Annotated in this window: 12 protein-coding genes and 1 tRNA gene; 6 read left to right on the top strand and 7 right to left on the bottom strand. The window is 43.6% G+C overall.

Annotated features, from left to right (window positions below; translation table 11 throughout):
• Positions 1-111: 111 nt before the first annotated feature.
• The gene (gene guaB, locus BLU80_RS17715; RefSeq protein ID WP_091401123.1) at positions 112-1,611 is read left to right on the top strand and encodes an IMP dehydrogenase; all 1,500 of its coding nucleotides are present in this window, start codon (positions 112-114) and stop codon (positions 1,609-1,611) included.
• A gap of 149 nt (positions 1,612-1,760) precedes the next feature.
• Here the strand turns inward: guaB and BLU80_RS17720 are convergent, their stop codons facing one another.
• A complete protein-coding gene (locus BLU80_RS17720) occupies positions 1,761-2,249 on the bottom strand; it encodes a VOC family protein (RefSeq protein ID WP_091401104.1) in 489 nt (162 codons plus the stop codon).
• Between the two features lie 284 nt (positions 2,250-2,533).
• Here BLU80_RS17720 and BLU80_RS17725 point away from each other — a divergent pair, with 284 nt between their 5' ends.
• Positions 2,534-4,975 carry an FtsX-like permease family protein gene (locus tag BLU80_RS17725; protein ID WP_091401105.1) on the top strand — a complete coding sequence of 814 codons (2,442 nt, stop codon included), beginning with the start codon at positions 2,534-2,536 and terminating at the stop codon, positions 4,973-4,975.
• A gap of 175 nt (positions 4,976-5,150) precedes the next feature.
• On the opposite strand, the gene BLU80_RS17730 is transcribed toward BLU80_RS17725, so the two are convergent.
• From BLU80_RS17730 to BLU80_RS17740, 3 genes are all read right to left on the bottom strand, one after another.
• Positions 5,151-5,630, bottom strand: a complete 480-nt coding sequence (locus BLU80_RS17730; RefSeq protein WP_139188197.1) for a metallophosphoesterase family protein — start codon at positions 5,628-5,630, stop codon at positions 5,151-5,153.
• A 230-nt stretch (positions 5,631-5,860) separates the two neighbouring features.
• A complete protein-coding gene (locus BLU80_RS17735) occupies positions 5,861-7,168 on the bottom strand; it encodes an RNA ligase family protein (protein ID WP_091401109.1) in 1,308 nt (435 codons plus the stop codon).
• 187 nt (positions 7,169-7,355) lie between these two features.
• On the bottom strand, positions 7,356-7,670 hold the full coding sequence (locus BLU80_RS17740; protein WP_091401111.1) for a hypothetical protein: 315 nt from the start codon (positions 7,668-7,670) through the stop codon (positions 7,356-7,358).
• A 278-nt stretch (positions 7,671-7,948) separates the two neighbouring features.
• Between BLU80_RS17740 and BLU80_RS19455 the strand changes: the two genes are divergently transcribed.
• The 4 genes from BLU80_RS19455 (at position 7,949) to ricT (ending at position 11,545) form a co-directional block, all read left to right on the top strand.
• Positions 7,949-8,281, top strand: coding sequence for a hypothetical protein (locus tag BLU80_RS19455; RefSeq protein ID WP_139188198.1), 333 nt, complete (start codon positions 7,949-7,951; stop codon positions 8,279-8,281).
• A gap of 125 nt (positions 8,282-8,406) precedes the next feature.
• Positions 8,407-8,479, top strand: a tRNA-Gly gene (locus BLU80_RS17755).
• 191 nt (positions 8,480-8,670) lie between these two features.
• Positions 8,671-9,807: a DNA polymerase III subunit gene (locus BLU80_RS17760; RefSeq protein ID WP_091401116.1), complete on the top strand. Its 1,137-nt coding sequence runs from the start codon at positions 8,671-8,673 to the stop codon at positions 9,805-9,807.
• 115 nt (positions 9,808-9,922) lie between these two features.
• Positions 9,923-11,545, top strand: a complete 1,623-nt coding sequence (gene ricT / locus BLU80_RS17765) for a regulatory iron-sulfur-containing complex subunit RicT (RefSeq protein WP_091401118.1) — start codon at positions 9,923-9,925, stop codon at positions 11,543-11,545.
• Positions 11,546-11,577: 32 nt separating this feature from the next.
• Here ricT and BLU80_RS17770 read toward each other — a convergent pair whose 3' ends face one another.
• The 3 genes from BLU80_RS17770 to BLU80_RS17780 all read right to left on the bottom strand — a co-directional run bounded on the left by BLU80_RS17770 (position 11,578) and on the right by BLU80_RS17780 (position 14,281).
• Positions 11,578-12,321, bottom strand: a complete 744-nt coding sequence (locus BLU80_RS17770) for a lysophospholipid acyltransferase family protein (protein WP_244519002.1) — start codon at positions 12,319-12,321, stop codon at positions 11,578-11,580.
• A 28-nt stretch (positions 12,322-12,349) separates the two neighbouring features.
• Positions 12,350-13,027: a uracil-DNA glycosylase gene (gene ung / locus BLU80_RS17775; RefSeq protein ID WP_091401120.1), complete on the bottom strand. Its 678-nt coding sequence runs from the start codon at positions 13,025-13,027 to the stop codon at positions 12,350-12,352.
• Between the two features lie 123 nt (positions 13,028-13,150).
• Positions 13,151-14,281: an ISAs1 family transposase gene (locus BLU80_RS17780; protein ID WP_091391872.1), complete on the bottom strand. Its 1,131-nt coding sequence runs from the start codon at positions 14,279-14,281 to the stop codon at positions 13,151-13,153.
• Positions 14,282-14,418: the final 137 nt, after the last annotated feature.

Raw genomic sequence — 14,418 nt, forward strand, 5'->3', positions numbered from 1 at the left:
GTTAGCCTAAAATCCTGCGAATTTTATGCCGATTCCCGCAAATCTTCTTATCGAATTGTTAGGATTGAAAAAAAATTTTGTACATAATAAGTTAGGCATCTATCTTTGCATATGGAAACAAAGAATACCTCAACAAGATCAACCTCTCCCAAGTCAAGATTTTACGGAACCGGGCTCACATTTGATGATGTGCTGTTACAGCCTGCTTATAGCGAAGTGTTGCCTGGTCAGGTAAATATCCAGACCAAACTGACCAAAAGTATCCAACTGAATATTCCTATGCTTTCTGCGGCCATGGACACCGTAACGGAAGCCTCTTTAGCCATTGCACTGGCCAGAGAAGGAGGGCTGGGAATTCTGCACAAGAATATGTCTATTGAAAAGCAGGCAGAGCAGGTAAGAAAAGTAAAAAGAAGTGAAAGCGGACTTATTTTTGATCCCATTACCTTACAGGTAGATGCAACAGTGGGTGACGCTCTAAGACTGATGCGTGAAAACAAAATCGGCGGTATCCCTATTATAGATGCCGGCGGTAAACTGGTGGGGATTTTAACCAATCGTGATTTACGCTTTGAAACCAATATGCGCCAGCGGGTAGCAGATGTAATGACCAAAGAGAACCTGGTCACGGCACCGGAAGGCACCGATCTGAAGAAGGCAGAAAAAATCTTCCGTCAGCATATGATTGAAAAGTTGCCGGTGGTGAATAAAGCCGGTAAACTGACCGGGCTGATTACTTATAGAGATATTTTGCAGTTAAAGAATTTTCCCAATGCTGTTAAGGATAGCTTTGGACGATTGCTGGTTGGTGGTGCACTGGGTATCACTAAGGACCTGCATGAAAGGGCTGACGCTTTACAGCAGGTCGGCGTGGATATCGTAGCACTGGACAGTTCACACGGACATAGCCTGGGCGTTATCAATGCCTTAAAAGGCCTTAAAAAGAACTTTAAAAATCTGCAGGTTATTGCAGGCAATATAGCCACTTATGAAGGCGCCAAGGATCTGGCAGACGCCGGTGCTGACGCCGTTAAAGTAGGTATCGGACCGGGCTCCATCTGTACCACACGTATCGTTGCCGGTGCCGGTGTTCCGCAGCTAAGTGCAGTGATGGACGCCGCTGCGGCTTTAAAGCGCCGCGGGATCCCTGTGATTGCCGATGGAGGTATTCGTTATACCGGAGATATGGTCAAAGCACTTGCCGCCGGTGCCCAGGCAGTTATGATGGGCAGCGTATTTGCAGGGGTGGAAGAAAGCCCTGGAGAAACCATTATTTATGAAGGTCGTAAGTTCAAGCAATATAGAGGTATGGGCAGTATCGGCGCCATGCAGCAGGGTAGTGCCGATCGTTATTTCCAGGACGGTGGTGCTGATGCCAAAAAATTAGTACCGGAAGGGATTGAAGGTAGGGTTGCCTTCAAAGGGAATTTAAATGAGATCGTTGCGCAGTATGTGGGTGGTCTAAGAGCGGGTATGGGACTGACAGGTTCCAAGGATCTGGCCGCTTTGCAAAAAGCAACTTTTGTTCAGATTACCAATGCAGGGATGAGCGAAAGCCATGCCCATGATGTATATATTACCAAAGAAGCACCCAACTATAGCCGCAAATAATCTGAAGGCGGATAGCGATAATGTTGATCAATTAAAACAGGAATGTTTTTGGGAATTCCCAATAAGACATTCCTGTTTTTATGTTTAGTGCATTGCTGTCAGGTTCCGGGACAGTGGTATTGGTTTTAAACAAAGCTGTTCTTAGCCCATTAACGGAGCTCACTGAGCAGACTGTCCAGATCCAGATGACGGGTATACATGTTAATGCCGCCATCTGCAGTTCTGGGCCATACTTCCCTGGGCTTATCCCAATATAGCTCCACTCCATTCCCATCCGGATCGTCCAGATAAAGCGCTTCAGAAACACCATGGTTAGCGGCACCGGTTAAGGGATAAGCTGCCTCCACTAGTCTTTTATAGATGATGGCCAGGTCCTTTCTTTCTGGATAAACAATGGCCGTATGAAATAAGCCTACCCCATATTTTGGGGCGGGCGGAGCGCCCAGACTTTCCCAGGTATTTAATCCGATATGATGATGATAGCCTCCTGCAGAAACAAATGCTGCCTGATTGCCGTAACGCTGGGTTAATGAAAAGCCCAGCAGACCCTGGTAAAAATCCAGGGCTCTTTGTAAATCGGAGACTTTTAGATGGACATGTCCGATTTGTGTGCGGGCGGGAACGGTATAAGGATCCATATTGCTATTTGAAAATTTTAAGGGTGAAGGTAAGCTGTTACGGGCTTAAAGTTACGAAGCCGTTGCAGAAAAGAGCACAGAGATTGCAGGATGGCCGTTTTACCCGACTCTTTTGTATCAATACCGTACAGAAACTGTTCGTTATTGATACAGTTGGTGATATTTTAAATTTATAATAGATTTAAAATTAGTATGTTAGTTGTTGGCATATTTTAAGCAATCTTTTTTTCGCTATTTTGAGTTATTCCTGGTAGTTTTTATTATTGACCTGTTAATGATCGAGTATGCAACTGTTTAAAAGAAATCTGCTGATTGCCTTTAGGAATTTTAAAAAAAGTAAAGCTACGACGGCCATCCATATATTGGGACTGGCGGTAGGTATCAGCGCTTCACTGGTAATATTTCTGATTGTTCGCTATGATTTTAGCTTTGACAAATGGGAGCCGGAGGCTGACCAGATTTACAGATTGTATACCCAAACGGGTACGGAAGGCACGAATGCTGGTGTTAATCTGTTGGCTCCTGATGCCATCAGGCAAAATGTAACCGGAATCAGTCATGTAGCCCAGGTATGTGCGGCTGATTTTTTAAATTATGCAAAGGTTCAGACAAAAGCAGACTGGAAAACGGTGTCGGATTGGGGGGCTACCGTCTTTGTGGATGCCAATTATTTTAATCTTTTTCCCTATCAGTGGCTGGCAGGAAGCCCCGGGGTTTTAAACGAACTCAATACCATTGTACTGTCCACCTCGGAGGCAGGGAAATTCTTTCCCGGGGTAAATTATAACGAGGTAGTAGGAAAGGTCATCAGTTTTGATGATTCCGTCAATGTAACGGTCAGAGGTATCGTACAGGACCAGAAACAGCATACCGATTTTAAGTTTGATAATTTTATATCCCTTTCAACTTTTACCAAGACGCCGCTTATTAATAGCTATGGAACCATCTCCTGGTCTTCGGTCAATGGGTACGCTCAGTGTCTGGTACGGTTAGTCCCCGGAGTAAATCCACAGAAAGTGGGTAAACAGATTAAAGATTTATATTTAGCCAATACAAAGGACCAAAAGGCTAAATGGCGTCAATTAGGTGTATTGCAGCCGCTGTCTGATGTACACTTTAATATGAAAATTGATGGCAGGGTCAGTAAGTCTTCCTTACTGAATCTAGGAGTTCTTGCCTTATTGTTACTGCTTTTGGCAGCCATTAATTTTATTAACCTGTCAACTGCTCAGTCTACGCTCAGAGCCAGAGAGATCGGTGTCAGAAAGAGTTTTGGCAGCAGTAATAAAAAAATTATTTATCAGTTTTTGACGGAAACGTTCGTATTAACGGTACTGGCTACAGTGCTGGCACTGCTCCTTGCTCCATTTTTACTGCATGTCTTTAAAGGCTTTGTACCCGATGGTTTAAATATGAAGGATATGTTGAACCCCGTGGTATTGCTGTTTTTGATGATGACCATTATCCTGGTGACTTTTTTGGCTGGATTATATCCGGCTTTTGTGCTGACTCAATTTAAGCCGGTTGAGGCGCTTAAAAACCAGACGACAAAGAATGGCAAAACCAGAAACGCCACCCTCAGGCAGGTATTAACCGTCTCTCAGTTTGTAATTGCTCAGATCTTTTTGATCGTGGTAGTCGTCATAGGCAAACAGATACATTTTATGATGAATAAGGATCTGGGGTTCAGAAAAGATGCCATTATCTCCTTTTATATTCCGGATGGTTTTACGTTGGGTAATAAAAGCCATAAATCTGTATTATTGAATGATCTCAGACAGGTGAACGGCATTCAGGATATCAGTATTTCTACAGGGATGCCCACAAGAAATGGCTGGAATACGACCTCTGTTGATATAGTCAGAAACGGGAAGAAAGAAAATTTTGATAATATCCATACCAGGAGTGTTGATGACAGGTATCTGCCGGTTTTTGATCTCAAATTACTGGCGGGTAAGAATATCCAGGTAGATACTTCCAGTAGGATGGGACAGGTAATGATCAATGAAACTTTTATGCATCAGCTCAATGTGAAAGACCCAAATCAGATCATCGGCCAGTATATGTTTGGTGGCGGTGCCGATACAGCCGTAATTGTCGGTGTATTGAAAGATTTTACGACGCAGAATCTTCATTTTGCAATTAGCCCGACCGTTGTTTTTGCCGATAACCACTCTTATGGGTATATGATGTCCATTTTATTGGATCAGAAAAGACCCGATAGCTGGCCTGGTATTATTGCAACCGTAGAAAAGAAATATAAAACCTTTTACCCCAATATAGATTTTAATTACAGCTTTTATGATGAGAGTCTGGAAAAATTATATAATGCAGATCAACGACTCTCCACCTTGCTGATGTGGGCGACCGGTCTTGCTATCTTTATCAGCTGCCTGGGATTACTGGGTCTGGTGAGCTTTATGGCGAATCAAAGAACCAAAGAGATTGGTATCCGTAAAGTACTGGGGGCCTCCGTAGGAAGCATTATTGGTCTGCTTTCCAGAAGTATGGTCAAGCTGGTCCTTCTGGCAGCAGTTATAGCATTCCCCTTTGCCTGGTATTTTTCCAATAAATGGCTCCGTGACTTTGCTTTCAGAACCAAAGTAGGGTGGAGCATCTTTTTCATTTGCGCTGCAGGGATGCTGTTGATTGCGCTAATGGTACTATGTCTTAGAACGCTGAAGGCTGCCAGGGCAAATCCGGTTCAGAGTCTGAGAGATGAATAAAGCCCATGCTATTAAAGCAAAGGAGTGGAGACGCTTCACAAGGTATGCGCCATAGAAAAGGAGCAGCTTTTGACTGCTCCTAATCCCCATTTTGAAAGTGCTCAGTCAGCACACTTGCTTAATGGTAAAAGAAAAAACACTTTTGATTAATAAGGAGATAAAAGCCACCCATTTACTATCCGGAATCTTTAAACGACTGTGGTACGGATTCTCTTTTAGATAGAATTTGTATGATTTCATCAATGTGAAAAGGCCTGTATTCCCCCAATAACCTATAAGCACTGTCTATTCCAACATCCATACTTCTGCCCCATGCTTTGTTGGGGTGTCTGTCAATTGCGTCATGGCTGTGGCCATAAAGGTGAAAATGTCCTTTATGCATATGGTGCCAGACACGCATGGCATAATGACAAAGCAAAAATATATGACCATGATAATTGAGTTCCATCATATCCGAAAGGGAGCTGAACTTGTCATTATATTTCTCTATTTTGGTGTCATGATTGCCGATGATGTGATGTAGATTCCTGCAAACAATACGGTCCCTTAACTGAGGGATAAAAGTGTGATTTTTAAAAACAAAATCCCCCAGATTAATCATAATGTCATCATGACCGACATGCTTATTGATCTGGTCAATGATATGATCCGTCATTGTAAACTCGTCTTTAAAATCCCGGAAACCGGATTCCCAGACAGTTCTGTTCGGCCCGCTGATATTTTTATGCAACAGGTGAAGTCATAGGTCCGAGGTAAACCAGATATTTCTGGCACCCTCGGACGCATTTATTTTTAGGTGAAACATTTTCTATTGTTTTTGTGATTAATAACTTGATGGATACAATTAGCGGTGTTATCCAGTTTTATGTATGGCGTTCAGTTGTGTTAATTGTCCTCTTCCATATCTGCAAGCTGTTTGTCCTGAGCTCCTGATTCATATAACTGAAATTTCCTGGATTTGATTTTAAAAGCCCGTACACAGGGATAGCTGTCCTGACGCAGGACAAACCCTTCTTCCGTTACCTGAGGATCTAATATCGAAGGCATATCCAGCAGGTGTTTATAAAATAACTCTTCCAGTGCCGGTTGTAAACTTATCTCATCCACCAAATCCGGTATTTCAATGTAATGGCGCTGCAGTAAAGGTGCCAGCATACCGTGATAAAATTCCGGCACCGTATCCAGACCTAACTGTGATGCTCTTTGTTTAACCTGAGACCAGCTCAGGTCAACTTCGATACCTTCCGGATTGATCTGGGTAATTCGGTAGATAAAAAGTTTAGGACCGGATAATCCATACGTATATCCCTGTTGGATAGCACCACCCTCAAAATCCGAACCCACTATTTCTGCATATATGGATTCTCCTTTATTGAGTTTGTCCTTCAGGCAGTCCTGGGCAACTTTTGTCCAAAGATCGGGCTTGAAAAATTTGTAATTATTGACTGAACCAAAATCTTTGGATTTAATCAGTCTTCTGGATCCAACCAGGTAGCTGTATTCACGGTCCTGGATATTGACACCCAGTTTTTTAAGGAATTTCTCCATCAGGTTCAGCCTGCGTTTGATCAGGGTATGAAATACCCTGATGGAAGTGCCATGGAGTTTGTGAGTAATGGTTACCTGGCTTAGTAAGCCCAGATGCTGACAGTTTTTTAATAACTGCGCCGTATCCGTGTGTTCGGGTGCAAATTTGGGATCTACCAGCGTCTGGATATCAAAGTTTTTAATTTTGACCGCACCTGAACTAAATCCTCTTTGCGGACGAATGAATTTCCTGCAAATAGACTGTCTATTGATGTCCGTAAAACTCTCCCCTATAGGGAGTAGGGCCGGATCAATCAGGTAGCCCAGGCTTGCCGCCGGAATGATAAAACCCGTTGAGATAATCCCTTTGAATTTAAGGGCTTTGACCCTGCCTGAATCTTCAAAAAATCCTGTTTTACTTGGATCCAGATTTTGCGGGGCATGACGAAATAGATTATTGTTGAATAAAAACTTCTGGTCCAGCACGCAACCTGATGGGAAAAACAGGTATTTCCCCGCTGAATCACTGGTTTTCTGAACCAGACAATCATTGCCCTGATAGGTAACCCGGACCAGATTGTCCAGACTGGGAACCTCTACCTTGGCAGGCAAGGATATAACCTGGGCTGTGTAGTTTTCCGATCCTTTCTGAATACTTAAATGCATACATTTTGTTTTAATACTTAAAAAATAGGTTTCTGGTGTAATGGCAGGTCTATTTTTTCGGTATTAACAGGCACTTTAATATAAAGCCTGATAATTAAATGGCTTGGTGGTAATGGCAGGTGTAAAAGGTAAGAAACCGGTGTAAGGTTATTTCAGGGTGTTTTTGGCAGGATGAACCGTTATGGGGTTAATGGCATAAGTCTGCCTCCGGGCATCCCGTGGCTTCTCTGTTCAGCGCTGCATTCAGTCTTTTAGAAAATTCTTTTTCACCGTCATCATAACTTAAAAACCAATCAATTCTTTGCATATACACATAGGCTATTCGAAGCTGTTTTAGCCCCTGTTCTAATTTTTCCAGCGTATCAGTCGTCATTTCTGGAAATTCAAAACGGTTGTCTTCTGCACCTGATCTGATTTTTTTAATGGTTTCTATACTGTTACGAAGCAAGGTGATGGCATCTAATAACCGACACTGATTGTATTCAAACAATCCTCCTGACATAATAATCCCAATTGATTTTTACAAATGATTCACTTTAAAATTCAAGTAATTTTATTTTCTATGGCACTTCTTCATATAACCAGTGCAAAGTAACTAAAATTCCCTGAGATGGCCGGAGTCTTTGTCCTATTTTTTTAAAAAAATACGCTGTTGCAGGTTTATATTTTTCTGCATGTACCTTTATGCTACATTTGTGTACCCAAATTAAATGGACAGGCATTGGGACGCCGCCGTTTATCAGGATGAATGCCCGCTTGTTAACCATATAAATATTTTTTATGAGTAACTCATACCGTAAAGCCATTGTAAGAGACAAACCGAGAAATGCTAAAAGAACTTCTTTATACTGGAGAACGATAAGAAGGAACATAAAAAATAAGGTTTCGTCTTTTAAAAACAAGTGGATGGATCCTTATCAATTTATTGAGTTGGATGAACTACCCAGGGATTTTAAGGATATTGAGTTTCTGGAGGATACGATACCTAGCCCCAAAGCCTTGATTAATGACTATAGCTACGAAGACTTCAAGTTGGATTATGAATTTGACAGGGGTCGGCAAAAGTGGGGTACCATGGCAGAAAAGTTCAGGAATAAATATAGGAGAAAATAATATATGAACCTCGGTGATTGCGATTCGTTTTATAATATCGGCTCACATACAAACTCCATTTGACGGAATTCTTTTTTATGCTACATTTGTGTTCCTAAAGATTAAAATAAATCTTTTTTCTAAAAGCGGAAGTAGCTCAGTTGGTAGAGCGGCGGCTTCCCAAGCCTCAGGTCGCGAGTTCGAGTCTCGTCTTCCGCTCAGAATTATTTGGAGTATAACCTCCCGGCAAGCATGCATGGCACCTGCAGCTTGCCGGCGGCTGATTGAAGGAAAATATTACAAGCAAAATTGCCGATTCAGCCAAACATATTTGAATTCAGGGAGTTAACCACTCCCGTGGATAACTCCCGATTTTATATTTGCCATTAAGACCTTATCTTCGCTGGCAAATGCAATTCAAGGATATTATAGGACAGCAGGATACCAAAAAGCAATTGGTAGAGATGGTTAACCGCAACCGGTTAAGCCATGCCCTGTTTTTTTTAGGCAAGGAAGGCACGGGGGCGCTCCCTCTGGCAATGGCCTTTGCCCAGTATATCCTTTGTGAAAATAAAACAGAAGGGGAGTCCTGCGGCAATTGCCCCTCCTGTAAAAAGGCATCGGGATTAGTGCACCCGGACATACATTTTTCATTTCCGGTCATCCCTAAAAAACCAGGGGATAAACCCATTAGTTCTGATTATCTCCCCGAGTTCCGGGAATTTATAAAAGGATTTCCTTACGGCAATGTATATGACTGGCTGCAATCCATCCAGGCAGAAAATAAACAGGGTAATATTACCACCGAGGAGTGTAATGATATTTTCAGGAAACTGTCCTTGAAAAGTTATGAGGGTGAGTATAAGATCCTGATCCAATGGATGCCGGAATACCTGGGCAACTCAGGCAATAAATTGCTCAAGCTTATTGAGGAACCCCCTGAAAAGACCTTATTTATATTAGTCGCCGAAAATGAAGAAAAAGTTCTGGGGACGATTTTAAGCCGGACCCAACTGGTGAAAGTGCCTATGCTGGATAACCAGCAGGTGGCCGCAGCCCTTGAGCAAAAGGCAGGCTTATCGGCGGATGAGGCCTTACAACTGGCGGCACTTTCCGGTGGCAACTACAGAGAAGCCATTCAACTCTCCTCCCATAACGGGGAAGACTGGCAGTCTTATTTAAGAGACTGGCTCAATGCCGTGATGCAGGGCAATAATATCCAGCTGGTTAAATGGATTGATGAGGTAGCTAAGCTCGGCAGGGAGAATCAGAAGCAATTTCTGTATTATTTTAACCATCTGTTGGGCCAGAGCATCCGGCTAAGGATTCTGGGTACGGAGAATTTTCCGATTTCTGAAAAAGATAAGGATTTTGCACTCAGAATCAATAAGATTGCATCGGTTAGCCAACAGGAAGTCATTGTAGAGGAATTAGATAAGGCCGCCTATTATATCGAGCGAAACGCCAATGCTAAAATGCTCTTTCATGCACTTAGTATTAAACTAAGGTATATTATTAAGCAGAAATCATTAATTTTGGCTGGTTAGCTAACAAATGTTTTCTGATTTGTTTCGCTGATTCTATATATATATATATTAACAATTTTAATCATCCGTTATCTGAACATACTAATGAAACAGGTAATGTCAAACATAAAAGAACATGGGTTGTGGAAGTTGTGGCACAAAGCCAAATGGCTGCAAAAGCAACGGCGGCTGTAGCACAGGGAGTTGTAACCGGTTAAATGTACATGACTGGTTGATGAATCTCCCGATGAGTGATGAGGAAAGCAGCTGTAAAATCGTCGAATTAAGTTTTAAAAACGGAAGCCGTAAGGACTTCTTCAGAAATAATTCCCTTCAACATTTTGAAAAAGGCGAATACGTAACCATAGAGGGCGTAAGCGGCTTTGACGTGGGTGAAATCAGCCTAACAGGCGAACTGGTCCGCGTACAGATGAAGAAAAAGGGTGTAAAGGAATTCAGTCCGGATATTAAAAAAATACTGCGTCGCAGCAGTGACCGGGATATAGAACTGTTCAAACAAAGCAAGGACCGGGAGCAACAGGTGCTGATGCGCAGCCGTGAAATCGCCCGTGATCTGAAGCTGGCCATGAAACTCTCGGAAGTGGAGATTCAGGCAGATGGCAAAAAAGCCACTTTCTTCTATACTGCAGATGAAAGGGTGGATTTCAGGGAAATGATCAAGGCTTATGCATCAGAATTTAAAGTAAAAGTAGAAATGCGCCAGATCGGCATCCGTCAGGAAGCCGGAAAGGTAGGCGGTATCGGTAGCTGCGGCAGGGAGCTTTGCTGCAGTACCTGGCTGACCGACTTTAAGAGTGTCAACACGACTGCTGCCAGGTACCAAAACCTGAGTATCAACCAGACGAAGCTCAGCGGTCAGTGCGGCCGTTTAAAGTGCTGTCTGAACTATGAACTGGATACCTATCTGGATGCGTTACAGCATTTCCCAAATAATGCAGATAAACTGGAAATCCAGCGTGGCAGGGCCACACTGGTTAAAAAAGATATTTTCAAGGATTTGATGTGGTATACCCTGCCCGATAGTAATAAACAATATCCACTGACGCTCAAAAGAGTACGGGAGATCCTCCGCCTGAATGCAGAGGGGGACCGTCCGGAAAATCTGGAAGCTGTCGAACTGGTGGGTAAAGCCCAGGAGATAGAGCCTAGCTTTGTGGATGTGGTCGGTCAGATCAGCCTGCGTTCCCTGGAGCGTAGTGACAGAAAACGCAAAAATAAAAGCCGAAATGAGCGTGGAGATAGAGGGACAGACCGTAATCAGGACCGCAACGACCGAAATAGTGAACGTGGCGAGCGTTCCGGCCGGCCTCAGTCATCCGGGGCCAATGGCAATGAACCGGTAAAGGCAAAAAACAGAAAAGATAGATTTGACCGCTCCGCAAATGACCGCAACGAAAGAAATAATGAGCGGGGGGGTAATGATAAGGAACGGCCGAATAAACCAGGTCGTGGTAACAATAACGGCCGGGGTCAGGGACCTCAGCATCAGCAGGATCGTCAGGGGCAAAACCAGGGACAGGGCGCTAAACCCGGACAGCCCGGCAAACAAAACAGAAATCCGCAGGGGCAGAAAAACGGCGGTGCTCAGCCTCAGCCAGGCGCTCCGGGTAACCAGGGGCCACAGGGAGGATCCCGCAAGCCAAAACCCAGAAGAGACCGGGAAGACCGGGAAAACCGGGAAGGGCGCAATAAAGGGGGTGGGGAGCATCCTCCGCAGACGACGCCTCCTGCCAACTAGTCCGTTTTAGCGGTTATTACCGCTGTATTTTATTAATAATTGGCCTCATAGTAGTTCCACATGGATTCATAGATCTGGCGATTGAGCTGGATATGGGTCAGACCGGCAGGGTCCACCGGAGGCAGGAAATGTAATTCAATGGTGCCAGGCAGTAAGTAAAAAGGCTTGCTGGCTGGCATCATTTTTTTAGTACCCAGGATAACGACCGGTAATATCGGTTTGCCGGTTTCTATGGCCAGCCTGAATGCGCCACTTTGAAATTTCCCCAGCGGCTGATGGGTTTTATTACGGGTGCCTTCGGGAAACAGTAACATATCCATGCCAAGGTCCAGGACTTTTTTCATTTCCAGATAGCTGTGCCTTTTACTCTCATCGCTTGTGCGGTCCACAAGGACCGAACCCCAGCGATAAATCCAACCGAATAAAGGAATGGATGCCATGCTTTTTTTGGCGATGGTTTTAGAAATACCCGGTAAAAAGGGATTGGTCACCATTACATCCAAAAAGCTGTTGTGGTTGCATACGACAATATAGTTCCGGTCTTTGCGGTAGTGTTCCATGTGAATCATTTTACGCCTGCAGCCGGTAAGCGCAAAAAATACGGTCATCCAGACCCTGGAAACGGCCTGTTGCCAGCCTGCTTTGCGTGGATCTTTAAGCCAGATGCACCTGCTCATAATAATCAGACAGGGAAGCATGGTCACAAAAAATACGATCAGTGCCCAGCCGGCCCAGATATGCCCGAATATATCTTTAAGTTTTTTTCTAAGCTTCAAGGTATAAGTGATTGGTTTGTAATATTAATCAGCTGTCCAGACTCCAGTCGATCGGGTCTTTTTTTTGGCCAACGAGTAGCTCATTGGTTTTACTGAAGTGCTTGCAGCCAAAAAAACCGTTATGCGCACTGAGTGGAGATGGGTGGGCCGATTTTAAAATATGATGCCTGGTTGGATTGATAAGAACCTCTTTTTGCTGGGCGAACCTTCCCCATAATATAAAAACGACGCCGGTATGAACCGCAGCTATTTTTGCAATAACGGCGTCCGTAAATTCCATCCAACCGATTTTAGCATGACTGTTGGCCTCCGCAGCCCGGACGGTAAGGGTGGCATTCAGCAGTAGTACGCCTTGCTGCGCCCAATGAGTCAGATCGCCATGCGTGGGTGTCTTTAGCCCGATATCCGTTGCTAATTCCTTAAAAATATTTTTTAAAGAAGGAGGAAGCGCAATCCCTTTATTGACGGAAAACGCCAGCCCATGCGCCTGTCCCGGACCGTGATAAGGGTCCTGACCTAAAATGACCACTTTTACTTTCTCAAAGGGCGTCTGTTCAAATGCATTGAAAATCAGGGGACCTGCGGGATAAATTGTTCTTTTTAACTCTTTTTCAGCCTTTAAAAAATCAACAATTCCTTTAAAATAAGGCTGTTCAAATTCTGAGGCCAGGACTTTTTTCCAGCTAGGGGCGATCTGTACGTTCATAAACCAAAAGTAGTTAATTCAACTGATTAAAGAAGCGGTGAGGGGCAATTGCTGATAACCCGACTCCAAAAGGGGGGACTTTGACAGGGTAGTTCCTTACAGGACATCCCCAGGGTTGACGCATTAAATTTTAGCCCCTGCTATCATTTCGAGCAGATAATCATTGTCCCAGGCGGCCATATTCCTTTTTCGCCTGGCGCTAATTCTTGTACCTCCCTTGTCTTTTTCACCCGGATTATGGTTTTTTATCAGGTTTAAAGCTACTTTGGTCATTAATGAGAAGTTCTGGGCAGCATTCCCCTCTCTTTTCTTGCTTTGGTCCTCTCTGAATGCAACATCCAGCGTCCAATGCAATTTATTTTCAATGCCCCAGTGGCTTCTTATATAACTGTTAAACTGCTCTGCGCTAGCATTCTTACTGCTGATATAATAGCGCACTGCGTCCTCCTGTTTACCCGATTTTTTATCTATTCGTTTACTTAGTACCATAATGATACAATATAATTGCTGCCATTCTTTTCGACTGCATACCCAGTCAAGATCATGAATTACTTTAGTTGTCCGTGTTTCTATACGACCATGACTCAATTCAACTTTTGCCTCGTATTCATCATCTGCCTTTACTTCCTTAAATGCATCTTTAATGTCATCTTCCAAGAACTCCTGATTACCTTTTACCGCTAATACGTAGTCCCCTTTGCCGGCAATTATCTTTTTGGCGATTTCTTTTTGTGTCCCCATGGCGTCTATCGTAATAATAGCCCCGTCAATAAAGAGCGCATCCAACAGCTTTGGAATTGCCGTGATTTCATTACTCTTTTCGTAGACCTTCTGTTGACCCAGAACCAGATTACTTTCATTACACCAGGCACTGACCATGTGGATAAAACTACCTTCACTGTCTACACGGCTGCCACGCAAGCATTTACCATCTATGCTGATAACCCGGTCATTCAAGGTGCTGGCTATCGAGGAAACCCACTCACTGAAACATTGCTCTAAGGCTGCACTATCTGCCTTGGCAAAGAAACGGTTAAAAGTATCATGGGAGGGGATGCCTCCCGAGAGATCTAAAAACTGACCAAGCCATCGCTGTTTCTTTATCCCGAAATCTTCTATGTCATACCAACTCTCAGCTCCACTTATAATCGCTGCCAAGGTTATTGCAATAATGGTGTCTAACTTATGTACTTGTTTTCGTTTCATCCGGTGGTCTTTGTAACCACGAAAATAGGTTAAAGGGGCGCTTGTCATGGTTTTACCTACAATGAAAGACCAAATAATCTAACAAAACCTCTCATGTGAATAAAAACTCTAATATTAGAGCCAAATACACAGGAACCCTCAAATGTGGATAACTCAATAAAATAATTTTAATGCGTCAGCCCTGA

It is taken from the genome of Arachidicoccus rhizosphaerae, from assembly GCF_900107765.1.
Taxonomy (GTDB): Bacteria; Bacteroidota; Bacteroidia; order Chitinophagales; family Chitinophagaceae; genus Arachidicoccus; species Arachidicoccus rhizosphaerae.